Raw genomic sequence first — 23,778 nt, forward strand, 5'->3', positions numbered from 1 at the left:
CTCGCCAATCCACACAGCCAGGGCGCTTACGGACCAGGCCCGGCCCCGTTGCGTGCATCTCCGGGGAGACACACGGGGTGTGGGTGAACTGCGGTAAACCGCGCTTGGACCGTAGTGTCCAAGGGGCCTGCCACCGGCTCCCGGGAGGCAGTGTGGTGTTCTCACATCCACCCCGCAGGCGCTGCGCACGCTTCCGGCAATTGCGAGACACTGTCGACATTGTCCCTCCTCAGTCCGGAAACGTCGGAGAGGCATATAGTCCTATGTTGGGATAATGTCAAGCGCCCTCCAAATGGGTTGTCTTTTATATCAATTCTGATATAGAGTGCGTCAAATGAAACGGCTTGCATTTCTGGGGCGGTCCCACGCCGACCTTGCGGGTTTCCCGGAAGGAGCGCGCCGCAAGGCGGGATATCAGCTCAGTCGCGTGCAGGCTGGACTGGAACCCGACGATTGGAGGCCGATGCCCAGCATTGGCACAAGCGCGCGGGAAATACGTGTGCGAGACAGCGCGGGGGCGTTTCGCGTTGTCTATGTTGCAACATTCGCTGATGCCGTTTTCGTGCTTCACGCGTTTCAGAAGAAGTCCCAGCGCACCGCTGCGCTGGACATTGAGTTGGCAAGGACACGCTTTCGGCAACTGGCTAAGGAGTTGGGACGATGAAAATCAGTTACTTTGATACGGTGTGGGACGCCATCGAGCCTTCAAAAAGCGAGGCTGCCAACATGAAGGCGCGCGCCGACCTGATGATCGCCATCCACAAGACGGTGCTGGGCTGGAATACCACACAGGCCTCCGCTGCCAAACGTCTCGGACTCACCCAGCCGCGCCTCAACGACCTGCTGAAAGGCCGCATCACCAAGTTCAGCCTGGATGCCCTGATCAATCACGCGACAAGGGCGGGATTGGATGTGAAGGTGAAGGTCGGAAAGGCGGCGTAAAGGTTAGGCAAATAGTGCACCGCCGCAATATCTAAGAATCATCTATTCTCACTAAAGATGTGCACGTCCCTCACCTGCCGCTGTGCGGCGTCCTCTGCTGCTGGCGGGAGAGGTGAAGGTGGAGCAGTTTCACATCTCCGGCGTCTTGACCTTGTGGATCGCGCACGCCGCCCGCACCGTATTGTAGAGCAGGCACGCAATCGTCATCGGGCCGACGCCGCCGGGCACGGGGGTGATGCTGCCCGCCACCTTCTCGCAGCTTGCGAAATCGCAATCGCCCACGAGCTTGCCCTTGCCGTCGCGTTCGATGCGGTTGATGCCCACATCAATCACGCAGGCACCGGGCTTGATCCAGTCGCCCTTCACCATCTCGGGCCGGCCGACGGCGGCGATGACGAGATCGGCGTTGCGCACGATGGACGGCAAATCCTTCGACTTGGAATGCGCAATGGTGACGGTGCAGTTTTCCGCCAGCAGCAATTGCGCCACAGGCTTGCCCACGATGTTGGAGCGGCCGATGACCACGGCGTTGACGCCATCGAGCTTGCCCAGCACCGACTTCGCCAGCATCACGCAGCCCGTGGGCGTGCAGGCGACGAGCGCGTCCTGGCCCGTCGAGAGGCGGCCCACGTTGACGACATGGAAGCCGTCCACGTCCTTGTCCGGGTTGATGGTGTTGAGCACCTTGGCCGAGTCGATGTGCTTCGGCACCGGCATCTGCACCAGGATGCCGTGCACGGCGGGATCGTTGTTGAGTTTCGTCACCAGCGCCAGCAGGTCGGCCTCGGAGGTGTCAGCGGGCAGCTTGTGCTCCCACGAATTCATGCCCACCTCGACCGTCTGTTTCGCCTTGTTGGCGACATAGACTTTCGACGCCGGGTCTTCACCCACCAGCACAACCGCCAGCCCCGGCGTGAGGCCGTGATCCTTTTTCAGGGCGGAAACCGCCGCCCCGATGCGCGCCCGCAGGCCCTCGGCATAGGCTTTTCCGTCGATCAATGTGGCCATGGCTGGTGCCTCGCTTAATGTCGTTTGAAACGGGATGGCCGGGACATTGCCCGGCCATGATGTGTGCTCAGTTCTTGCAGGCAGTCCTCAGAACAAGCCGTCGATCTGGCCCTTGGCGTCGAGGCCGATGACTTCCGCCGACGGCACCTTGGGCAGGCCCGGCATGGTCATGATCTCACCGCAGATGACGACGATGAATTCCGCACCCGCCGAGAGGCGCACCTCGCGGATCGGCACCACATGGTTGGTGGGCGCGCCCTTGAGGTTCGGATCGGTGGTGAAGGAATACTGCGTCTTGGCCATGCAGATGGGGAACTTGCCGTAGCCCTGCGCTTCCCAGCCCTTGAGCTGGTCGCGGATCGCCTTGTCGGCGACGATGTCATCGGCGCGGTAGATTTCGCGGGCGATGGTCTTGACCTTGTCCCACAGCGAGAGGCTGTCGTCGTAGATCGGCTTGAACTGGGCCGCGCCCTTCTCGGCGAGGTCAGCCACGTGCTTGGCCAGTTCCTTCGTGCCCTTGGAGCCTTCGGCCCAGTGCGTGCACTTGAAGGCCTCGACGCCGTGTTCCTTGCAGTAGGCCTTGATGGCGTCCACTTCGGCATCCGTGTCGGTGATGAAGTGGTTGACGGCGACCGCGATCGGCACGCCGAACTTCTTCACGTTCTCGATGTGGCGGCCAAGGTTGGCGCAGCCCTTCTTGAGCGCTTCGACGTTTTCCTTCTTGAGGTCTTCCTTGGCCACGCCACCGTGCATCTTGAGGGCGCGGATGGTGGCGACGATCACCGTGGCGGCAGGCTGCAAGCCCGCCTTGCGGCACTTGATGTCGAAGAACTTCTCGGCCCCGAGGTCGGCACCGAAGCCCGCTTCCGTCACCACGAAGTCGGCAAGCTTGAGGGCCGACTTTGTCGCCATCACCGAGTTGCAGCCATGGGCGATGTTGGCGAACGGGCCGCCGTGCACGAAGGCCGGGTTGTTTTCCAGCGTCTGCACCAGGTTCGGCATCAGGGCGTCCTTGAGCAGCACGACCATGGCGCCCGCGGCCTTGATGTCCTTGGCGAGGACGGGCGTCTTGTCCTTCTTGTAGGCGACGACGATCTGGCCGATGCGGCGCTCAAGGTCGGCAATCGAGGTGGAGAGGCAGAGGATCGCCATGATCTCGGAAGCGACCGTGATGTCGAAGCCCGCTTCGCGCGGATAGCCGTTGGACACACCGCCCAGCGAGCAGACGATTTCGCGTAGCGCCCGGTCGTTCATGTCCATGACGCGGCGCCAGGCCACGCGGCGCGTGTCGATGCCGAGTTCGTTGCCCCAGTAGATGTGGTTGTCGATCATCGCCGAGAGCAGGTTGTGGGCGCTCGTGATGGCGTGGAAGTCGCCGGTGAAGTGCAGGTTGATGTCTTCCATCGGAACGATCTGGGCATAGCCGCCGCCCGCCGCGCCACCCTTCATGCCGAAGCACGGGCCGAGAGACGGTTCACGCAGCGCCACCATGGCCTTCTTGCCGATGGCGTTGAGGCCGTCACCCAGGCCCACCGTCGTCGTCGTCTTGCCCTCGCCCGCGGGCGTCGGGTTGATGGCGGTGACGAGGATCAGCTTGCCGTCCTTCTTGGAGGCGAGGCCGTCGATGTAGTTCAGGTGCACCTTGGCCTTGGTGTGGCCATAGGGAATGAGATCCGCATGGGGAATGCCGAGCTTCTGGCCCACCTCCATGATGGGTTTCATCTTGGCGTCGCGGGCGATTTCGATGTCGGAACGAACGGTCATGGAAGGGCATTCCTCTGGGTTAACAATGTTTCTTGGCAAGAAATACACAATCCAGCTCACCGGTCCAGTGGCTGGATCGAAAATTCCGAAAATCTCCATAGGTCAGAGCGGCGCACGGCGCAGCAGCTTTTTCGCCTCACCCCCTCGCGGAAACGACATGCGGGAAGTCTGGAGGCGATTATTGCAAAGACAGGCATGCCGTCCTGGGCCGCAGCCATTGCGGCGCAGCACCATCAAGGCACTCAGCGCGCCCGCAGGTTTTTACCGCGCTTGCGTGTGCGACGGGCTCGTGCAGGATGTGTGCGGGGGTCAACATGCTGCAAGAAATGGCAGCGGATGACAGGGGTCTTCGAATGTCAACGGCTCCCCACAGCGGTCGCCAATCGGTACGCGGATCGCATCGTCACATCCTGCGATCATCAACCGCGGCCTGGCTTGCGCTTTCCCTGTCAACAGGCCTCGCCAGCAATGCCAGGGCAGACACCTGGACCGGACTGACGAGCACGGACTGGGACACCGGAACGAACTGGGACGGCAACACCCCACCGATGACGACGTCAGATGTCACCATCGACAGCGGCGCACTCGGAAACCAGCCCAGGATTCAGCCCTCCCTGGATGTCCGCTATATCGGGGACCTCGTGGTGAACAGCGGTACACTCACGCTGGAAAGCGGCCTTACCGTCGATTCGCTGGCTGGCAACGGTGGCACCATCGCGCTTCTCCACGGCATGGGCCTAACCGACCTCACGTTCGGCAATGACAACAGTAACACCACATATTCCGGGAACATCACCACTGGTTCGACGGCAAACGGAATCATCAAGATCGGTTATGGCAGCACCACCCTGTATGGCACCATCAATGGAACCGGCAGGGTCGAAGTCATCAATGGATCACTGACATTGACAGGGGCGAACACATATTCGGGAGCGACAGGTGTTGACGCCACACTGTATGTGACGGCTGCAGGAACGCTGGGCTCAGGTCAGGTACAGGCACACTGGACCTCTCCGAGGGCACTGCCGTCAATCAATCGCTGACAGTGGCGGGCAATTTCGTCGGCGGAGGCACACTTGAGTTCGACGCCAATCTGTCCGGGCCGGGCGCGTTGGCTGACAGATTGATTGTGCATGGCAACACATCGGGTGTCACCACCATTGATGTAACCGACATCGGGATCAGTCCCGGCGCCTATAATCCCGATGGCATTGCGCTGGTGCAGGTGTCCGGCACGACGTCCGCGAACCATTTTGTTCTGAAGAACGGCCCCATCTCAAAAGGCCTGTTCATTTACGACCTGCAACTCGATGGCGGGACTCATGAACTCGTCAGCTCACTCAACGCACCCCTTGCATCTGGTCCGGCCGTCGTGGTGTCCGCAGCCGAGACCATCTGGGCCGCCTCCACGGACACATGGGACGCGCGCCAGCAGGAGTTGCGCGACTGGGCAACGGGCCGCACGGTGGTGACGGCAGTGGCCGACCCGCCATCACGGGAGAACATGCCTCGCACGCTTTGGCTGTCCGCCTCGGGCAACTGGAATGACCGTGAGGCGCAAGGCACGGAACTGGGCTTCTCTCAGAACATCTATGGCCTGACTGCAGGCGCCGACTTCGGCTCCGAACTGGACAGCGGCAGCGCGGTGCTCTTCGGCCTTCAGGCCGGATTTGTGACGTCAGACCTCGATATCGAGGATGGCCTTGGCTCCGGTGCCCAGCTTGAAGGCTTCACGGGCGGTGCCTACGCCACGCTTCTGGGCAATGGCTTCTTCTTGCAGACGTTGGCGAATGTGGCCCTGCTCGACACCGATCTTGCTGTCGGCGGGTTTGCCGCCGCAACAGATGCCGCCGTCTGGGGCCTGCGCGCCGACGCGGGCTACCGCCTGGAGTTCGGCACCGGACTTTTCCTTGAGCCGATGGTTTCGGCGGCGGTCGCCAACAGCGATCTCGACAACTTCGTTCTGGCGGGCGTGACCTTCAACAACGCGTCAAACGACATGATCTGGTTGGGTGGCGGAGCGCGGCTCGGCTACGCCGGAAACGGTGTCGATGCCGCTCTGACCGCACGCCTTTGGAACGATGTCTCCGGTGACAATTCATTGGGACTGGCGCCACTGGGCCCTGCCCTCACGGTGTCGGACAGCGGCATGTTTGACGCCGTGTTCGGAGAAGTGGGCGGCAAGCTGGGTATCGAAATCGCCTCAAACGCATCGCTCTTCGGCCAAGGCCAATTGCGCTTTGATGGCACCGCCACGGCAGTCTCTGCCAACGCCGGCATGACCTTCCGCTGGTAGCGGAAGCCGCCGGCACACACCGTCAATGGTGCAAGCCAGGTGCCTCGTAGCCGACGCGCTCCACGTATTCGGTGTAGCCGCCGCCGTATTGGTGGATGCCTTCGGGCGTGAGTTCCAGCACGCGGTTCGACAGTTCGGCCAGGAAATGCCGGTCGTGGCTCACGAACAGCATGGTGCCTTCGTAACCGGCGAGCGCCCTGATGAGCATTTCCTTGGTGAGCAGGTCGAGATGGTTGGTGGGCTCGTCCAGCACCAGGAAATTCGGCGGGTCATAGAGCATGCGCGCCATGACGAGCCGCGCCTTCTCGCCGCCCGACAGCACGCGGCACGGCTTGGCGATGTCATCGCCGGAAAAACCGAAACACCCCGCCAGCGTGCGCAAGCTCCCCTGCGAGGCCTGCGGGAAGGCCCGCTCCAGCGACCGGAACACCGTGTCCTCACCGTCGAGCAACTCCATGGCATGCTGGGCGAAGTATCCCATCTTCACCGAGGCGCCGAGCGTGACCTTGCCTGCGTCGGGTTCCGTTGCCCCCGCCACCAGCTTGAGCAGCGTGGACTTGCCCGCGCCATTCACGCCCATCAGGCACCAGCGCTCCCGGCGGCGGATGGTGAAATCGAAGCCGTCATAGATGACGCGCGAGCCATAGGCCTTGTGCACGGCGCTGAGGGCCACGACATCCTCGCCCGAGCGCGGTGCCGCCGGAAAATCGAACTGCACGCTCTCGCGCCGCTTCGGCATTTCCACCCGCTCGATCTTGTCCAGTTTCTTGACGCGTGATTGCACCTGCGCGGCGTGGCTGGCGCGGGCCTTGAAGCGTTCGATGAACTTCAGCTCCTTCGCCAGCATGGCCTGCTGGCGCTCGAATTGCGCCTGCTGCTGTTTTTCGAGAAGGGCGCGCTGGGACTCGTAGAATTCGTAATTGCCGGAATAGGAGTTGAGTTCGCCGCCGTCGATCTCCACGATCTTCGTGACGATGCGGTTCATGAACTCGCGGTCATGGCTGGTCATGAGCAGCATGCCGTCATAGGTCTTGAGGAAGTCCTCAAGCCAGATCAGGCTTTCGAGATCGAGATGGTTGGAAGGTTCGTCCAGCAGCATGGCATCGGGCCGCATGAGCAGGATGCGGGCCAGCGCCACGCGCATCTTCCAGCCGCCCGAGAGTTTGCCCACGTCTCCGTCCATCATCTCCTGGGTGAAGGACAGTCCCGCCAGAACTTCGCGGGCGCGGGCCTCCTGCGCGTAGCCGTCGAGCTTCTCGAAATGCGCCTGCACCTCGCCATAGCGGGCGATGATCTCGTCCATCTCGTCGGCGCGGTCGGGATCGGCCATGGCAGCTTCGAGGGCTGCAAGTTCGGCGGCAACCGCACTCACCGGCCCTGCCCCGTCCATCACCTCGGCCACGGCACTGCGGCCCGCCATCTCGCCCACGTCCTGGCTGAAATAGCCGATGGTGGTGCCGCGCTCGACCGTGATCTGCCCCTCGTCCGGCTCCTCGCGGCCCGTGATCATGCGGAACAACGTGGTCTTGCCCGCACCGTTTGGCCCGACGAGCCCGATCTTCTCCCCCCTGTTCAAGGCGGCAGCCGCCTCCACGAAGAGAAGCTGGTGGCCATTCTGTTTCGAAATCGAGTCAATGCGGATCATGGTGCCGCGGGGGATAGGGGAGAGCAGGCGCAATGGGAAGGGGTGGCGGGCCCCACCTGCGCGCTCAGGCGATGCAGCCCTCCCATGCGCGGGCGGTGTGGCCCAGTCAGACCCGGCCCGGGAGAGGAAAGCTTGCCCCCGTCATCCTTCACTTCCGCAGCAACGGCGTGCGCAACTCTGAAACTGCATTCGCATGGGCGTCGAAGCCTTCGTATTCGGCAAAGGCCTTGGCGTGTGGCGCCAGAAGATCGTAGCCCTGTTTCGTGATGTTCACGAGCGACGTGCGCTTGAGGAAATCATGGACGGAGAGCGCCGAGCCCGTTTGCGCCCAGCCGCCGGTTGGCAGCACGTGGGAGGGGCCGACGACGAAATTCGCGAGCGTCGAAGGCGCATGTTCGCCGAACAGGATTTCACCCGCGTGCTTGATTTTGTCGAGATAGCGCATGGGCTCCTGCGACAAGACCTGCAGATGCTCGGGCGCATAGTCATTGATGAAGGCCATCGCATCATCTTCGTCGTGCGCCAGCACCACGCCGCCGAGCGGGCCTGAGAGCACGGTGGACGCATAGTCAACCCGAAGCGCGCCCATGTGCGCGTAGAAGGTCTCGAACGCCGCCAGTGCATCCCGCGCCACGGCCTCATCCCACGTCACCAGATAGCCGGAGGAATCCGGGCCATGTTCCGACTCGATCAGGAGATCGAGTGCCGCGAGCTGTCCATTCGTCGTGCCATCCGCCATCACGATCGTCTCCGATGGCCCCGCGGGCGTGCCCACATCAACGGTATCGGAAACGATGCGCTTCGCCGCCGCCACCCAGGGCGACCCCGGCCCCACGATCTTGCGCACGGGCAAGATCGTCTGCGTGCCGAAGGCCACCGCCGCGATGCCCTGCGCGCCTCCGGCCTTGTACACCTTGGAAACGCCCGCGAGTTTCGCCGCCACCAGCGTCGCATCGTCGATCTGCCCGTCCGGACCCGGCGGTGTGATGATGCAGATGTCTTCAACGCCTGCAACCGTCGCCGGAATGCAGGTCATCAACACGGAGGACGGAAACGCCCCCTTGCCGCGCGGCACATAGCAGGCGACGGAGGGAATGGGCGTGGTGCGGTCGCCGGCAAACACGCCAGGGCGCAGTTCCTTCATCCATTGCTTCTCCGGCATCTGTGCCCGGTGAAACGCGATGATGGACTCGGCTGCAAAACCCATGGCCTCGCGCATCTTCGGTGACAGCGTCCTTTCAGCGCGTGCGAAATCCGCTGGCGTGGCGGCGATGGTGTCCGCCGTCACCGGCGCCTTGTCGAACTGTTGGGCGAAACGGGCGAGCGCTGCGTCACCCTCCGCTTTCACCGCCGCAACGATGGGTTTCACCTTCTCGATGAAGGACGAGAGATCGGTTTCCGTGCGCGTGAGCAAAGCCTTGCGTTGCGCGGGCGAAAGCCGGGCGAGGATGTGAAGATTGGCGGGGCGTGTCATGACGCCGGGTTTAGGCATTGCCACGAGCGGCAGCAAGCGCGTGATTGCGGCGCAGGCCGTCATCCTTTATCCGCCGCTCTCCATGACATTTTCCGCATCCACCATCGGCATTGATTTCGGTACCACCAACAGCGTTCTGGCCGTGGCGGAGAACGATGTGTCGGCGCGGGTGCTTCCCTTCACCTTCGAAAACACGGTGCGCGACCTCGTGCGCACGGCACTGGCCTTCCGCCGTTCGGGCCGCCATGATCCGGTGAGCGAGGCGGGCCCCTGGGCCATCGACATGTTCCTGGAAGCACCGGAGGACACACGCTTCCTGCAATCCTTCAAATCCTTCGCGGCAAGCCATGCCTTCACCGATACCGCCGTCTTCGCGCGGCGTTTCAACTTCGCCCAGTTGCTGGAGGTCTTCCTCCGCCGCCTCAGCGAACATGGTGGCGTCACCTATCCGAAGCGCCTGGTGATCGGCCGTCCCGTGACCTTTGCGGGTGCTGTCCCGGATGAAGCGCTGGCGCACCGCCGTTACGGCGATGCCTTTGCGGCGCTGGGCTTCGACGAGGTTCATTTCGTGCTGGAACCCGTGGCCGCCGCCTTCTTCTACGCGCAACGCCTCACCGAACCTGCAACCGTTCTCGTCGGCGATTTCGGCGGTGGCACCTCCGACTTCTCCGTCATGCGTTTCGCGCCCGGCGAGGCGGCGCAGGCCCTGGCACACGCGGGCGTCGGTCTTGCGGGTGATACCTTCGACTACCGCATCATCGATGCTGTGGTGACGCCGCAACTGGGCAAGCAGGCCACCTACACCAGCTGGGGCAAGGAATTGCCGATCCCGCTGCATTACTTCACCAGCTTTGCGCGCTGGAACGAACTCTCGATGATGAACCGTCCGCCGGTGATCAAGGCCCTGCAGGAATTCGCCAATGCCAGCCCGCAGGCAAAACAGTTGGAGGCCTTCATTGCGCTGATCGAGAGCGGCGCGGTGTATCGCCTGTATCAGACCGTGGCTGCCACCAAGGCCGAACTGTCACATGCAGACAAGGCAGAGTTCGATTTCGCCGTGGAGGGCGTCGCGATCAAGCGCACCATCCGCCGCAAGGATTTCGAAAGCTGGATCGCCGAGGACCTGGCGCGGCTGGACGCGGCCATCTCGACGGTGCTGGAGCGCGCGGGCCTTGGCGCCAGCGGCATCGACCGTGTGTTCCTCACCGGTGGCACATCCCATGTGCCCGCCGTGCGCGCCCTCTTCCACGCCCGCTTCGGCACGGCCAAGGTGGAAGCAGGCGACGAACTCATCTCGATCGCGAAGGGTCTCGCCCTCATCGGCGCGCGGGAAGATGCGGGGATGTGGGCCGTCAGCCCAGCCACATGACGCGGTCTTCCGTCTCCGGGCGGAAATAGGCGATCATGCGGCCGTGGGGCGAGGCGCTGGCCTGTTCACCCCAGGGGGCCACGCCGTGCACGGTGAAGCGATGGACGAGCGTCGCCTCGCCCGGCTGCGCGGGCAGTTCAATGCGCGGGCACTCGTCGAAGACGCGGGCGCGGGCCGCCTGATAGAAGGCCGTCACGTCCACATCGCCCCAGGTCTGTGGCGGCACATGGGCGAAGGCGAGCCTGAACATCTGCTGCATGATGACGTGCGAGCCCGCCCACACCGCGAGCGGTGCGGCATCTGAACTCGCGTCCGTCAGCGGCAGGCCGAGGATGAATTCGTGAAACTCCCGCATGTGGCGGCGCCGCGCCGGGCCTTCGCCGTGGAGGCCGTCCACATGGGCCGCGTCGCGGGCGCGGCGGAAACGGTGTTGCGTATCGCTCTCATCGGCATCGCGCTGCGGGTAACCGGGAAAGCAGGCCGAGACCTGCGCCTTGTGCCAGGGCTGGGTGAAGCCCAACTCCTGTTGGACGAAATCAATCGCCTCGCCCATGAGCGCCGGTCCGCCGGGAACGGCACCATCACCATCATTGGGAAGCGCATCCACACCCACGAACCAGGTGCGTCCATGCCGCCACCAATGGGCATGGGCCGGATCGTCCAGCGCCGCAACGCCGGCCCGCGCCGCTGCCTCCGCCCAGCGGGTCAACGCGGGTGTCACCGGAAAACGGAGGTAGCCCTGGGCCTCAAAGGCGGTGCGCGGTGTGATCATTCTGGCGACAGTGTTTGACATGCATCAGTGCGGACTGCGAGTCCGCGCGCGACATGTGCAGGTCATGGGAGGCATGACATGACCCAACCGATCCGCGCCCTGCTCTATGGCATCATCTCCTGGGCGGTGCCACTTGCGATCTCCATCGGCTTCGTGGACCAGACGGGGCAGTTCCGCACCGACATCCGCTTCTTCAAGTCGGTGATGTTCGTGACCGCAACGGCAACCGCGGCAATGCTGCTGGTATCCTACTTCCGGGGAGTGAAATCCGGCTTTCTGCGCGAAGGCCTGCTGCTGGGGTTGCTGTGGCTTGCGATGAACCTCGTGCTGGACCTAACCGTGCTTGTTCCCATGACGGGCATGAGCCTGCGGGATTATGCGTTCCAGATCGGCTTCGGCTATCTCGCCATTCCGGTGATCACGGTGCTCGTGGGCAGGGTACTTGAGCAGAAGACATAGTCACCGCTTATTGCACCGGGCCCGTGGTTCACCCGACGAAGGCGCGTTCGACGACGTAGGTGCCGGGGTCGGCGTTGGAGCCTTCGTGGAAGCCCATCGCATCCACGATGGTGCGGATGTCCTTCATGAAGGCCATCGACCCACAAACCATGATGCGGTCCGTTTCCGCGTTGAGCGGCGCAATGCCCATCGTCTCGTAAAGCTCGCCCGTCTGGATGAGCGTGGTGATGCGGCCCATGTGGGCTGTTTCTTCCCGCGTCGTGGAGGGGAAATAATGCAGGTGGCCTTGCGCCACTTCGCCCACCAGCGGATCCTCCAGCGTGTTCTGCACCGTGTCGGCGGAATACTTCAGTTCATCGCGCTGGCGGCAGGTGTGCGTGACGACGACGTGCTCGAACTTCTCGTAGGTCTCAGGATCGCGGATGAGCGAGGCAAACGGCGCAAAGCCGGTGCCGGTGGAGAAGCAGAACAGGCGCTTGCCCGGCAGCAGCGCATCATTGACCAGCGTGCCCGTGGGCTTGGGCCGCATGATGACGGTGTCGCCCACCTTGATCTTCTGCAGATGCTCGGTGAGGGGGCCACCCGGAACCTTGATGGAGAAGAACTCCAGTTCCTCATCCCAGGAGGGCGAGGCCACGGAATAGGCGCGCATCACCGGCTTCGGCGCATTGGGCAGGCCGATCATCACGAACTCGCCCGAGCGGAAACGGAACGACTGCGGCCGCGTGATGCGGAAGCGGAACAGGCGGTCGGTGTAGTGCTGGACCTCCGTCACTTTCTCGGCAAACACGCCATCCGGAATGAAAACCGGGGCAGCCGTGGAGGGATCGGGAGCAAGGGCAGCGTCGTTCATGGTGGGCTCGAGGTTCAAGACAGTCATGGGGGCCATCGGCGGACTGATCGTTCTTTATAACGAACAGTCTCCTTAGGGCAACACCTAGTATGTCGCAAGCGCAAAAGCCATGGGCCATGTGAGGGGCGAAAGGACGCGCCGTTGCGGCACCGCCCGCCGCTGCCCATATTCCCCAGATGGCGCAAGGCTTTGAAACATGGCTCCGGCCCAACGACCGGGGCCTCCACTGCGTGCCGGGTGATTTCTATATCGACCCGCACGCCCCGGTGGAGCGCGCCATCATCACCCACGGTCATTCCGACCATGCCCGCCCCGGCAATGCCAGGGTGCTGGCAACGGCGGAAACCCTCGCCATCATGAAAGTGCGGCTGGGTGAAGGGGTGGGCCGCAGCTTGCAGTCTCTTGCACTTGGTGAACGGCTGCAGATCGGCGAAGTGACCGTGTGGCTGGCCCCTGCCGGACATGTGCTGGGCTCGGCCCAGGTGGTGATGGAATACAAGGGCCAGCGCGCCGTCGTGTCGGGCGACTACAAGCGCCGCGCCGATGCAACATGCGTGGGTTTCGAGGTGGTGCCCTGCGATCTCTTTGTCACCGAGGCGACCTTCGCGCTCCCCGTCTTCGTGCATGAGAGCGATACGCACGAGATGGCGAAACTGATGACGTCGCTCGCCGCCTTCCCCGAACGCACCCACCAGATCGGCGCCTATGGCCTCGGCAAGTGCCAGCGCCTCATCATGATGATGCGGCAGGCAGGGCTTGATGGTCCCGTCTGGCTGCATGGCGCGATGAAGCCGTTGTGCGATCTCTATGAGCGGCTCGGCATCGGCCTTGGCGACCTCAGGCTGGTGAGCGACGCCACCGACAAACTTGCGGGGCAAGTGGTGATCTGTCCTCCCTCCACCATCGGCGACCGCTGGAGCCGCCGCTTCGCCGATCCCCTGCCCGCCTTTGCCTCAGGCTGGATGCGCATCCGCGCCCGCGCCCGCCAGCGCGGCGTGGAACTGCCGCTCATCATCTCCGATCATGCCGACTGGCCGGAACTGGTGCAGACCATCCGCGATGTGGGCGCTGGCGAAATCTGGATCACCCATGGCCGCGACGATGCCCTCACCCTGCAATGCCAGGCCATGGGCCTCAAGGCCCGCGCGCTGTCGCTCGTGGGCTTTGGCGAGGAGGATGGCGAATGAAAGCCTTCGCCACGCTCCTGGACCGCCTGTCCTACACGCCGTCGCGCAACGGCAAGCTGGCGCTGATGGCGGAGTATTTCCAGCGCACGCCGGACCCTGACCGCGGCTACGCCCTTGCAGCCCTCACCGATGGCCTGCCGTTTTCCTTCCCCGTGCGGCAGACGGTGCTGGAGCTTGCCTCCGCTCACATCGATGCCGACTTGTTCCGCCTGAGCCGCGACTATGTGGGTGATACGGCGGAAACGCTATCGCTGATCTGGCCGGATCGCGGCGCAGGCACTCCGCCCACGTTGGCGCAGGTGGTGGAGACGCTGGGCCTCATCGGCCGCAATGATCTCAAGGCGACCCTGGCGCAGTGGCTCGACACGCTGGATGTGAACGGGCGCTGGGCGCTGCTCAAGCTGGTGACAGGGGGCATGCGCACCGGCGTCTCGGCGCGCCTCGCCAAGACGGCGCTGGCGCAAGGGTTCGCAAAGCCCATCGAAGACATCGAGGAGGTCTGGCACGGGCTGGGCATGCCCTATGAACCGCTGTTCGCCTGGCTGCTGGGCAAGGCGGAACGGCCGGACGTCAAGAACCTGCCGGTCTTCCCGCTCATGTTATCGCATCCGCTGGAGCCGGCGGACCGTGACGCGCTCGATCCCGCCGACTATCAGATTGAATGGAAATGGGACGGCATCCGCGTGCAGGTCTGTGCCCGCGGCGATGTGACGAAACTCTACTCCCGCTCCGGCGACGACATCACGGCGACATTTCCGGAGTTCGCCACATTGCCCTTCAACGCCACCCTTGATGGCGAGTTGCTGGTGGGGCGCGAAGGCCATGTGGCGCCCTTCCAGGACCTGCAGCAGCGCCTCAACCGCAAGGCGGTGACGAAGAAGATGATGGCCGACTATCCCGCCTTCATCCGTCTCTATGACCTGCTGGAATCGGACGGCGAAGACCTCCGTACACGGACCATGAGCGAACGCCGCATGGCCCTGGAAGATTGGTTCGCCCGCGTGAAGCCGCCCCGCATGGATCTTTCGGCCATCGTGCCCGTGACCGGACATGCGGAGTTGCAGGCGATCTGGTCTGGTACCCGCGAGGAAGGAATCGAAGGGCTGATGCTCAAGCGCAAGGAGTCGGCCTACGTCTCCGGCCGTCCCAAGGGCCTGTGGTGGAAGTGGAAGCGCGAGCCACTCGTCGCCGACTGCGTGATGATCTACGCCCAGCGGGGCTCAGGCAAGCGCTCGTCCTTCTATTCCGACTACACCTTCGCCGCCTGGGACGAGAGCAAGGCGCCGCGCGAACTCGTGCCCGTGGGAAAGGCCTATTCCGGCTTCACCGATGAGGAACTGAAACGGCTCGACGCCTTCGTCCGCCACAACACCACCGAACGCTTCGGCCCGGTGCGGCAGGTGAAGCCTGAACTTGTGCTGGAAGTGGCCTTCGATGCCATCCAGCCCTCGGCGCGCCACAAGAGCGGCATCGCCATGCGCTTCCCCCGCATATCACGCATCCGCTGGGACAAGCCGGCGGAGGAAGCGGATACGGTGCAGGGGTTGAAGAAGTTGATCGGGTGAATGGGAGGACGGGAGCGGGTGGCCGGCAAACGCACTCCCCCACCTCTCCATGACCGGCCCTGGCGGTTGGGTGGCTATCGCAACCTCCACCCATCGTGGCCCGCTTTCCAGCGGGCCACGACTCCAGAGGGATTGACTGCTTATCCCCGGCATTCCGCGTGTTCAGCGCGGTCCTGCGCATCGTCACACCCGCTGCCACCGGGGATGCGCTGCTTGCGGCGCGCCTCCAGGACAGTCGTGGCCTTGTCCGGCGTGACCACTGTTGCATCACTTGCAGGAGCGATGTTGGCGAAGGAAAGCCCCGTGCCAGCGACAATGAGGGCAAGGGCGGTGAGGATAATCTTCATGGTTCTCTCCTTGGAAAAAGCGCTGATCCCGCAGCGCCAGGAGAGGCATCTCATACTCACGTTGTCAGCGGCCTGACCAAGGCCGTCAGCCGGATGTCAGCGCAGCACAAATTCGGCGCCGCGCAGCTTCACGCTTTCCACGATGGCGCGATAGACTTCCGCCACGCGCCGCGTGTCGTGGGTGTCGGGGTGGCTCATGAGCCAGTAGGTGCGCGAGAAGCGCATGTCCGGCAGGATGCGCACGAGGTCCGAGTGCCGCGCCGCGGCATAGTCGTGCAGGATGCCGATGCCCTCGCCGGCGAGCACGGCTTCCATCTGTGCCACCACGCTGCCGCACTCATAGTGCCGCGCCATGAGCTTGGCGAGGTCGGCGGTGTAGTCCAGCGCGCGAGAATAGGCGATGTCCTCCACATAGGTGATGAACAGCTTTCCCGGAAGATCATCCGTGGACTGAATGTTTCCCTGGCGCTTGAGATAGCTCTTGGCGGCGTAGACCGAGAGCGAATAGTCCGTGAGCTTCTTGATGATGGCACGGCCCAGCTTGGGGCGCTCGATCGTCACGATGATATCCGCCTCGCGACGCGACAGGGAAAAGGAACGCGGCAGCGGCACAAGCTGGATCGTGAGCGCCGGATGGAGGTTGGCGAGCCGTGCCAGCACACCCGCAAGATGAAAGGTGCCGAACCCGTCTGGCGCGCCGACGCGCACCGTGCCGCTGACCGTGTTCGTGGTGGCGGGCAAGGCGGCATCGGCCTGGAGCAGTTCCGATTCCATCCGCTCGACACGGGTGAGCAGGCTTTCGCCGGCAGGCGTGAGCACCGTGCCCGTGGTGCGCCGGTCGAACAGCCGCGTGCCAAGCTGCTCTTCCAGCGCATCGAGCCGGCGCGCCACCGTGGCATGGTTGAGATGCAGCGTCTTCGCCGCACTCAGGATCTGGCCTGCGCGGGCAATGGCAAGAAAGATGCGGAGATTGTCCCAGTCCATTTCAGCACTATAAAATGCGCACAACGAAAGCGCAAATCTTCATCTTGCTGTGCAAATTGCTGCAGGGCATAGGAGGTCATCATTTTGGGAGGAAACCTCATGGTCAAGACAATCAATCACTGGGTCGGCGGCAAGGAAGCCGCAGGCAAGGGCGGCCGCAAGAGCGCCGTGTTCAACCCCGCCACGGGTGAACAGACGGGCGAAGTGGTTCTCGCCACGACAGCGGAACTCGACGCCGCCGTGAAGGTGGCGCAGGCTGCTGCCCCGGGCTGGCAGGCCACCACGCCGCTCCGCCGCTCGCGCATCCTCAATGCCTTCCTCCGCATTCTCGAACAGCGCACCAAGGAACTTGCGGCCTGCATCACGGCCGAACACGGCAAGGTCTTGTCGGATGCCATGGGCGAAGTGCAACGCGGCATGGAAGTGGTCGAATTTGCCACCGCGGCGCCCTCGCTCCTCAAGGGAGAGTACACCGAGAACGTCGGCACCAAGGTGGACTCGTGGTCCACGCGCCAGCCGCTCGGCGTCGTTGCCGGCATCACCCCGTTCAACTTCCCCGCCATGGTGCCCATGTGGATGTTCCCGACGGCACTCGCCACCGGCAACTGCTTCATCCTGAAGCCTTCGGAGCGTGACCCTTCCGCCGCGCTGCTGATCGCCGCCTGGCTCAAGGAAGCGGGCCTTCCCGATGGCGTGTTCAACGTGGTGCAGGGCGACAAGGAAGCCGTTGACGCGATCCTGAACCACCCCGGCATCTCGGCCGTGAGCTTCGTCGGCTCGACACCGATCGCCCGCTACATCTACACGACCGGCACCGCCAACGGGAAGCGCGTGCAGGCCCTGGGCGGCGCCAAGAACCACATGATCATCATGCCCGACGCGGACATGGACCAGACAGTCGATGCCCTCATGGGCGCCGGCTATGGCTCGGCTGGTGAACGCTGCATGGCAATCTCGGTTGCCGTCGCGGTGGGCGAAGGCACGGCGGAAAAGGTTCTGGCCAAGCTGGAGCCGAAAGTCCGTGCACTGAAGATCGGTCCCGGCACCGATGCAGATGCCGAAATGGGCCCGCTCGTCACCAAGCAGCACTACGAGAAGGTGAAGGGCTACATCGACACCGGCGTCAAGGAAGGCGCAAAGCTGCTGGTCGATGGCCGCGGCTTCAAGATGCAGGGCTACGAGAACGGCTATTTCCTCGGCGGCTCGATCTTCGATCACGTGACGACGGACATGACCATCTACAAGGAAGAAATTTTCGGTCCCGTCCTCTCCTTCGTGCGCGCCAAGACCTATGACGAGGCGGCTGCCATGATCAACAAGCACGAATACGGCAACGGCACCGCGATCTTCACCCGCGATGGTGACGCGGCGCGCGAATTCGCCCAGTCGATCCAGGTCGGCATGGTCGGCATCAACGTGCCGATCCCCGTGCCGATGGCGTTCCACTCCTTCGGCGGCTGGAAGGCCTCGCTCTTCGGCGATCATCACATGCACGGGCCGGAAGGCATCCGCTTCTATACCAAGCTCAAGACCGTGACGGCACGCTGGCCCACGGGCATCCGCTCCGGCGCCGAATTCGTCATGCCGACGATGAAGTAACGTCCCCACGCGATTGCAAAGTCGTCAGCCCTCCCCGCCCGTGCGGGGAGGGTTTTTGTCTGGATCAGGGCAGGAACCTGCGGAGATGTTCCGCCACCATCACGGCACGCTTCTGGTTGGCGAAGGCTGTGGGATGCCCGTCCAGGGGGATGGCATTGCGGCTGTCCCGTGGAAGCCGCGCATCGAACACATCATCCGCGAAGGTCTTGAACGCGGCCATGATGCTTTCATCCGTGTATGACGTGGATGCGAGCCGCGGTTCACTGCCCGTGATGTAGCCGATCACGAACTTCTGGCCACGCGCATGTGTCAGTTCCGCGGCGCGGCGGAGGATGGCGATATAGAGGCGCACATCTTCGTCGCCAATATGGGTGCGGGAAAAGCGGTCTGCGGCTGCGGCAATGTTGGAATAGCGGATTGCCGTTTTCTTGAGCTGGTCCAGCGGTCCGCGCGTATCTCCACATTTGCCGTTGCGTGTCACGCTGCCGTCGCCCTGCAACTCATAGCGCGGCGCACTCGCCGTCCAGTCGGGGTGGCAGGCGCTTCGCTCGATGTGGAAGCCCGCGCCCAGAAAGAAGTTGATCTCGCCTTTGGTGTTGCGGCTGCTTTCGAGGATGGCCAGCGTGTTGTGGGCCCCGTAGCCGTGAAAGCCGAAGTTCACGACATGCACGTCCTGCATCGTCCGGGAGACGAAATAGGGCAGCGTCTCGTTGTCGTTCACGCCTTCGCCATAGGTGAAGGAGCATCCGAGAAAATTGACGCGGTGCGGGCCGGGCGGATTGTCCGGCGTGACGCGCAACTGATCGGGCCCGATGGTGTAGTGGATCTCATAGAGCAGCCGCCCGTCAGAGGCGCGGGCGCTGGAGGGATAGGTTCCAGGATTCGGCTGTGCGCCGATATCCGAGACGTTTGCCCTGTAGCCGTCGGCATAGATGCGATCAAAGGATGACTCGCCCGGCTTGAACAGGATGGGCGTAAGCCAGTCCGGCAAAGGACAGTCCCAGCAGGATCAGCGCTGCCGCCGTCATCCCGCTTGGCGTGCGTTTCCGGGTGGCCGCTGCGGCCATGAGCAGAAGAGCGAGGCCCCACAGCAAGGCGCCGGCACTGGTGAAGCGGACACCGCAGGCCACGGCGATGGAGGCGGCAGCCAGAAAGACGACCATCCGCCGCTTGCTGCGTGTGGAAGTGGCGTGGTGTTCCGGAGCGTTGGTCAATGGGCCAATCCTGCCATGTACCGAAAATGTGCGCAGGAAGGCCGAGGCCGTCAACCCCCGAAAACCGCGGGTAACGAAGCGTTAACCATGCTGGTGACAACTGCACCGTCCGGTGGCAGACAATGCCGGGGCCGAATTTTTGGAGATTCTGATGCGGAAGGTGTTTCTGGGTACCCTTGTTTCACTCGTGGTGATGTCAGCCCCTGCGCTTGCTGCCAAGTGCAGCAGCACCGGCGGCGCCTTTGAAGGCTGGAAAAAATCCTTCGCCGCGGAAGCCAAGGCCAACGGCATCAACGACAAGGCCGTCAAGGCACTGATGGGCACGAGATACGCCACGGCAACCATCCGCGCCGACCGCAACCAGCATTCCTTCAAGCTCAGCCTGAGCGCCTTCATGGCCAAGCGCGGCTCGGCCACCATCGTGGCGCAGGGCCGCCGCCTCAAGGCCGCCAACCAGGCCCTGTTCGACCGGATCGAAGCGAAATACGGCGTGCCCGCCGGACCGCTCATTGCCATCTGGGGCATGGAGACGGCGTTCGGACACTTCACCGGGCAGCAGAACGTGCTCTCCGCCACCGCCACGCTGGCCTATGACTGCCGCCGCACCGAGTTCTTCACCGAACAGCTCTATGCCATGTTGAAGCTCGTGGGCTCCGGCAAGATCTCGGCGGGCGCCAAGGGTGCCATGCACGGCGAACTGGGCCAGACCCAGTTCATGCCGAAGAACGTGCTGATGTATGGTGTCGGCAATCTCAACAGCAAGGAAGGCGCACTTGCCTCCACCGCCAAGTTCCTCGTGGGTCACGGTTGGCAGCGCGGCAAGGGCTATCAGCGCGGACAGCCCAACTATGGCGCCATCCAGGGCTGGAACGCCGCGACCGTCTATCAGCAGGCCATTGCCATCATGGGCAAGCAGATCGACGGCAATTGACGCCGCTCAGACGTCTCCCGCGATCACCAGGTTGACCACCACCAGCACCAGCGCGGTGGCGGCCACGGCCATGAGAAAGACCGCAACCTGAAATCCGGGCTTTGCCACGATGGTGAGGCCTTTGTTTTCCGTTCGCGCGCGAGTCATGATGACATCCATTCACTTCCAAGCCGGGCCCGCCGCGGGCCGGTTGAGGTGATTCCGAGAATACACGCAAAAAGGGCATCACGTCAAATGATGCACTTTTAGATTGAATTAAGCCGGAGTCACACGCCGGCCATCACGTGGTTCACGACCACCATGACCAAGGTCATCACCAGAACGGACAAGAGGAAAACAAGCACCTTCGTGGAGGGCTTGGCCACCACGGTGATTCCCTTGTTTTCCTTGTGCGGTATGCGTTTCTTCACGTTCCTTCCCTCGATTCCCACGGTGGGGAACACAATCCGCATAACCCTCCGTTCCAGGCGGCGCAACCTCAACTGGTGTGATCGACGCCAGTGGATTGGCACCATCGGAAACCCGCCTGCAACCGGGACTGGAAAACAACCGCAATTCAGCCACATCGGCCCGGGATGACCGCCCGGATTGCATCTGCTAGTTTTCCACTGTTTTTTTGGAGAGACGCGCCATGGCTTCGCCCGACCTGTCGAAAACCTTTGCCCGCAGCCCGGATGGCTACCTCGCCCTGAGTTGGGTGTTGTATGCCGTATCAGGCGTCATCGCCCTGGCAACGCTGGGCGAGTTCTCCGGCACCCTGCTGCTGATCGGCTGCATCGCCGTCATCTTCCTCGCCCGCTCCCGGCGCGACGATGCGGCAGGCACGATCTATGCCAGCCATCTCTCCAGCATCGCCCGCGTGATGACGATCGCACTTGTCGTCGCGGTGCTGCTGCTCGCCTTCACCGTCATCACCTTCGGCATCGGCATCATCATCACCTGGCCGCTCTATGTGCTGTTCCTGCTCTGGCTCGGCTACCGCCTGGTGAAAGGCATGATGCGGCTGAACGACGGCGTGGGATATTAAGCGCGGGTCTGCCGGTCATCCCCCGTACAAAGGCACATGACCCACATGCATGTGCCATGACGGCAAACTCGGAAAGGCGGATGACGCTCAGCCCCAGTCCAGCACCACCTTGCCGCTGGCGCCTTGTTTCATCAGGGCGAAGCCTTGGGCGTAGTCTGCGGCCTTGAAGCGGTGGGTGATGACCTTGCGTACGTCGAGACCGGATTGCAGCATGGCGATCATCTTGTACCAGGTCTCGAACATCTCGCGCCCGTAGATGCCCTTGAGCGTGAGTGACTTGAAGATGATGCGGTTCCAATCCACCGGCGTTGGTTTCGAGGGAATGCCGAGGATGGCGATCTTGCCGCCCATGATCATGTGATCGACCATCTGGTCGAAGGCATTGGGTGCGCCCGACATTTCCAGACCGATGTCGAAACCCTCCTGCATGCCGAGGCGCTGCATCACATCGCGCAGGTCCTCGCGCCCCACATTCACGGTAACGGCGTCGTTGACCTGGTTGCACAGCTCAAGCCGGTAGTCGTTCACGTCGGTGATGACCACATGGCGCGCGCCCACGTGACGGCAGACGCTCGCCGCCATGATGCCGATGGGGCCGGCCCCGGTGATCAGCACATCCTCGCCGATGAGGTCGAACGAAAGTGCCGTGTGCACGGCGTTACCGAGCGGATCGAGGATGGCGCCGATTTCGTCATCCACCTCGGGCGGCAGGTGGATGGCGTTGAAGGCGGGCAGTTTCAGATACTCCGCGAAGGCACCAGGCACGTTGACGCCGATGCCTTTCGTCTCAGGATCGAGATGAAAGTGCCCGGCGCGTGCCATGCGGCTCTTGAGGCCGATGAGGTGACCCTCGCCCGACACACGGTCGCCCACCTTGACGGTGCGCACATGGCTGCCAACCTCGACAACCGTTCCCGCAAACTCGTGGCCCACCACCATGGGCACGGGGATCGTTTTTTGCGCCCACTCATCCCATTTCCAGATGTGCAGGTCGGTGCCGCAGATGCCGGTCTTCGCCACCTTGATGAGGATGTCGTCGGCGCCGATCTTCGGCACCGGCTCGTCGCGCAAGGCGAGCCCTTCTTCGGGCGCGGCTTTCACCAGTGCTTTCATGAAATCACCTTCAATGTGCGCCCCACCCGCGTGAAGGCGGCAATGGCGGCGTCGATGTCTTGCGTGGCATGGGCGGCGGACATTTGCGTGCGGATGCGCGCCCTGCCCTGCGGCACCACGGGATAGAAGAAGCCGGTGACGTAGACGCCTTCGTCATAGAGGGCTGCGGCCATCTCCTGCGCCCGCTTTGCTTCGCCAAGCATCACCGGAATGATCGGATGTTCGCCGGGGAGCAGGTCGAAGCCCGCTTTCGCCAGTCCGGCGCGGAAGCGTGTGGCGTTGGCCGCAAGTTGCGCCCGGAGATCATCGCCCTTCTCCGCCAGATCGATGGCTGCATGGCTGCCTCCGACGATGGCGGGCGGCAGGGCGTTGGAAAAGAGATAGGGCCGCGCCCGCTGCCGCATCAGGTCGATGATCGGACGCGCCGCCGCGATGTAACCTCCCGCCGCACCGCCCAGCGCCTTGCCGAAGGTGCCGGTGAGAATATCCACCTTCACGCCCGCCCGCGCCGGCGTGCCGCGCCCTTGCGGCCCCACGAATCCCGTGGCGTGGCAATCATCCACCATCACCAGCGCATCATGGCGGTCAGCGAGCGCGCGGATGCTTTTCAGGTCGGCGAAATAGCCATCCATGGAGAACACACCATCGGTGACGATGACGATGCGCCGCGCGTTCGCGGCCTTGGCCGCCTGCAACTGTGTTTCGAGGTCATTCATGTCGCCATTGGCGAAGCGGAAACGCCTGGCCTTGGAGAGGCGCACGCCATCGATGATGGAGGCGTGATTGAGAGAATCCGAGATGATGGCATCCTGCTCACCGAACAGAGGCTCGAACACCGCGCCATTGGCATCGAAGCAGGCGGCAAAGAGAATGGCATCGTCCATGGCGACGTAGCTGGCGATGCGCTGCTCCAGGTGCCGGTGAATGTCGGCGGTGCCGCAGATGAAGCGCACCGAGGCCATGCCGAAGCCATGGCTGTCCAGGGCCGCGCGGGCCGCCGCCACGACCTCCGCATGGTCGGCGAGGCCCAGGTAATTGTTGGCGCAGAAGTTGAGAACCTTCCGCCCGCCCGCCACAGTGATGTGCGATGACTGCGGTGAGAGGATTTCCCGCTCCGTCTTCCACAGGGACTGGGCGCGGATGGCGTCGAGTTCGTCGGCAAGGCTTGCAAGGACGTTGCTCATGGGAATCTCCGTGGGCAATATAGTCGAATTCCCGCGCCGGACAGG

25 protein-coding genes are annotated in these 23,778 nt (G+C 63.3%); 11 read left to right on the plus strand and 14 right to left on the minus strand.

Going from position 1 to position 23,778, the window contains the following annotated elements:
- Positions 1-334: 334 nt before the first annotated feature.
- Positions 335-664 (plus strand): type II toxin-antitoxin system RelE/ParE family toxin, encoded by a 330-nt coding sequence (locus IPM06_03320; GenBank protein ID MBK8769444.1) that lies wholly within the window; start codon positions 335-337, stop codon positions 662-664.
- Positions 661-942 (plus strand): XRE family transcriptional regulator, encoded by a 282-nt coding sequence (locus IPM06_03325; GenBank protein MBK8769445.1) that lies wholly within the window; start codon positions 661-663, stop codon positions 940-942. The genes IPM06_03320 and IPM06_03325 overlap by 4 nt, the downstream gene beginning before the upstream one ends.
- Before the next feature lie 129 nt (positions 943-1,071).
- Here IPM06_03325 and folD read toward each other — a convergent pair whose 3' ends face one another.
- Positions 1,072-1,950 (minus strand): bifunctional methylenetetrahydrofolate dehydrogenase/methenyltetrahydrofolate cyclohydrolase FolD, encoded by an 879-nt coding sequence (gene folD / locus IPM06_03330; protein ID MBK8769446.1) that lies wholly within the window; start codon positions 1,948-1,950, stop codon positions 1,072-1,074.
- An 87-nt stretch (positions 1,951-2,037) separates the two neighbouring features.
- Positions 2,038-3,714, minus strand: a complete 1,677-nt coding sequence (locus IPM06_03335) for a formate--tetrahydrofolate ligase (protein MBK8769447.1) — start codon at positions 3,712-3,714, stop codon at positions 2,038-2,040.
- 353 nt (positions 3,715-4,067) lie between these two features.
- On the opposite strand from IPM06_03335, the gene IPM06_03340 reads away from it, so the two are divergent.
- Positions 4,068-4,757, plus strand: coding sequence for a hypothetical protein (locus IPM06_03340; GenBank protein MBK8769448.1), 690 nt, complete (start codon positions 4,068-4,070; stop codon positions 4,755-4,757).
- Positions 4,758-4,759: 2 nt separating this feature from the next.
- Positions 4,760-6,010 (plus strand): autotransporter outer membrane beta-barrel domain-containing protein, encoded by a 1,251-nt coding sequence (locus IPM06_03345; protein MBK8769449.1) that lies wholly within the window; start codon positions 4,760-4,762, stop codon positions 6,008-6,010.
- A 22-nt stretch (positions 6,011-6,032) separates the two neighbouring features.
- Here the strand turns inward: IPM06_03345 and IPM06_03350 are convergent, their stop codons facing one another.
- Entirely contained in the window at positions 6,033-7,655 is a 1,623-nt protein-coding gene (locus IPM06_03350) for an ABC-F family ATP-binding cassette domain-containing protein (protein MBK8769450.1), read from the minus strand.
- A gap of 148 nt (positions 7,656-7,803) precedes the next feature.
- Positions 7,804-9,129 (minus strand): histidinol dehydrogenase, encoded by a 1,326-nt coding sequence (gene hisD / locus IPM06_03355; protein ID MBK8769451.1) that lies wholly within the window; start codon positions 9,127-9,129, stop codon positions 7,804-7,806.
- Between the two features lie 82 nt (positions 9,130-9,211).
- On the opposite strand from hisD, the gene IPM06_03360 reads away from it, so the two are divergent.
- A complete protein-coding gene (locus tag IPM06_03360; protein MBK8769452.1) occupies positions 9,212-10,498 on the plus strand; it encodes an Hsp70 family protein in 1,287 nt (428 codons plus the stop codon).
- Here the strand turns inward: IPM06_03360 and IPM06_03365 are convergent.
- Positions 10,482-11,270: a hypothetical protein gene (locus IPM06_03365; GenBank protein MBK8769453.1), complete on the minus strand. Its 789-nt coding sequence runs from the start codon at positions 11,268-11,270 to the stop codon at positions 10,482-10,484. The two genes, IPM06_03360 and IPM06_03365, sit on opposite strands and share 17 nt — an antisense overlap.
- Before the next feature lie 78 nt (positions 11,271-11,348).
- On the opposite strand from IPM06_03365, the gene IPM06_03370 reads away from it, so the two are divergent.
- A complete protein-coding gene (locus IPM06_03370) occupies positions 11,349-11,729 on the plus strand; it encodes a hypothetical protein (GenBank protein ID MBK8769454.1) in 381 nt (126 codons plus the stop codon).
- 28 nt (positions 11,730-11,757) lie between these two features.
- Here IPM06_03370 and IPM06_03375 read toward each other — a convergent pair whose 3' ends face one another.
- Entirely contained in the window at positions 11,758-12,582 is an 825-nt protein-coding gene (locus IPM06_03375; protein MBK8769455.1) for a ferredoxin--NADP reductase, read from the minus strand.
- A gap of 176 nt (positions 12,583-12,758) precedes the next feature.
- Here IPM06_03375 and IPM06_03380 point away from each other — a divergent pair, with 176 nt between their 5' ends.
- A complete protein-coding gene (locus tag IPM06_03380; protein ID MBK8769456.1) occupies positions 12,759-13,769 on the plus strand; it encodes a ligase-associated DNA damage response exonuclease in 1,011 nt (336 codons plus the stop codon).
- Positions 13,766-15,334 carry a cisplatin damage response ATP-dependent DNA ligase gene (locus IPM06_03385; protein ID MBK8769457.1) on the plus strand — a complete coding sequence of 523 codons (1,569 nt, stop codon included), beginning with the start codon at positions 13,766-13,768 and terminating at the stop codon, positions 15,332-15,334. Before IPM06_03380 ends, IPM06_03385 begins: the two co-directional genes overlap by 4 nt.
- Positions 15,335-15,474: 140 nt before the next feature.
- Here IPM06_03385 and IPM06_03390 read toward each other — a convergent pair whose 3' ends face one another.
- Positions 15,475-15,681, minus strand: a complete 207-nt coding sequence (locus IPM06_03390) for a hypothetical protein (GenBank protein MBK8769458.1) — start codon at positions 15,679-15,681, stop codon at positions 15,475-15,477.
- Between the two features lie 96 nt (positions 15,682-15,777).
- Positions 15,778-16,665: a LysR family transcriptional regulator gene (locus IPM06_03395; GenBank protein ID MBK8769459.1), complete on the minus strand. Its 888-nt coding sequence runs from the start codon at positions 16,663-16,665 to the stop codon at positions 15,778-15,780.
- Positions 16,666-16,764: 99 nt separating this feature from the next.
- Here IPM06_03395 and IPM06_03400 point away from each other — a divergent pair, with 99 nt between their 5' ends.
- Entirely contained in the window at positions 16,765-18,264 is a 1,500-nt protein-coding gene (locus IPM06_03400) for a CoA-acylating methylmalonate-semialdehyde dehydrogenase (protein MBK8769460.1), read from the plus strand.
- Positions 18,265-18,328: 64 nt separating this feature from the next.
- Here the strand turns inward: IPM06_03400 and IPM06_03405 are convergent, their stop codons facing one another.
- The gene (locus IPM06_03405; protein ID MBK8769461.1) at positions 18,329-19,255 is read right to left on the minus strand and encodes a hypothetical protein; all 927 of its coding nucleotides are present in this window, start codon (positions 19,253-19,255) and stop codon (positions 18,329-18,331) included.
- Complete coding sequence (locus tag IPM06_03410; protein MBK8769462.1) at positions 19,203-19,478, minus strand: hypothetical protein; 276 nt, start codon at positions 19,476-19,478, stop codon at positions 19,203-19,205. The genes IPM06_03405 and IPM06_03410 overlap by 53 nt, the downstream gene beginning before the upstream one ends.
- A gap of 151 nt (positions 19,479-19,629) precedes the next feature.
- Here IPM06_03410 and IPM06_03415 point away from each other — a divergent pair, with 151 nt between their 5' ends.
- Positions 19,630-20,409 (plus strand): lytic murein transglycosylase, encoded by a 780-nt coding sequence (locus tag IPM06_03415; GenBank protein MBK8769463.1) that lies wholly within the window; start codon positions 19,630-19,632, stop codon positions 20,407-20,409.
- 6 nt (positions 20,410-20,415) lie between these two features.
- Here IPM06_03415 and IPM06_03420 read toward each other — a convergent pair whose 3' ends face one another.
- Positions 20,416-20,556 (minus strand): hypothetical protein, encoded by a 141-nt coding sequence (locus tag IPM06_03420; protein MBK8769464.1) that lies wholly within the window; start codon positions 20,554-20,556, stop codon positions 20,416-20,418.
- Between the two features lie 119 nt (positions 20,557-20,675).
- The gene (locus IPM06_03425; GenBank protein MBK8769465.1) at positions 20,676-20,819 is read right to left on the minus strand and encodes a hypothetical protein; all 144 of its coding nucleotides are present in this window, start codon (positions 20,817-20,819) and stop codon (positions 20,676-20,678) included.
- A gap of 221 nt (positions 20,820-21,040) precedes the next feature.
- Between IPM06_03425 and IPM06_03430 the strand changes: the two genes are divergently transcribed.
- Positions 21,041-21,436 (plus strand): hypothetical protein, encoded by a 396-nt coding sequence (locus tag IPM06_03430; protein ID MBK8769466.1) that lies wholly within the window; start codon positions 21,041-21,043, stop codon positions 21,434-21,436.
- Positions 21,437-21,523: 87 nt separating this feature from the next.
- On the opposite strand, the gene tdh is transcribed toward IPM06_03430, so the two are convergent.
- Both tdh and IPM06_03440 read right to left on the minus strand, forming a co-directional pair.
- Positions 21,524-22,549, minus strand: a complete 1,026-nt coding sequence (gene tdh / locus IPM06_03435; GenBank protein ID MBK8769467.1) for an L-threonine 3-dehydrogenase — start codon at positions 22,547-22,549, stop codon at positions 21,524-21,526.
- Positions 22,546-23,733 (minus strand): glycine C-acetyltransferase, encoded by a 1,188-nt coding sequence (locus IPM06_03440; GenBank protein ID MBK8769468.1) that lies wholly within the window; start codon positions 23,731-23,733, stop codon positions 22,546-22,548. Before IPM06_03440 ends, tdh begins: the two co-directional genes overlap by 4 nt.
- Between the last annotated feature and the right edge of the window lie 45 nt (positions 23,734-23,778).

The sequence above is a fragment of the Hyphomicrobiales bacterium genome (genome assembly GCA_016710435.1).
In the GTDB taxonomy this organism is placed as follows: Bacteria; Pseudomonadota; Alphaproteobacteria; order Rhizobiales; family Aestuariivirgaceae; genus Aestuariivirga.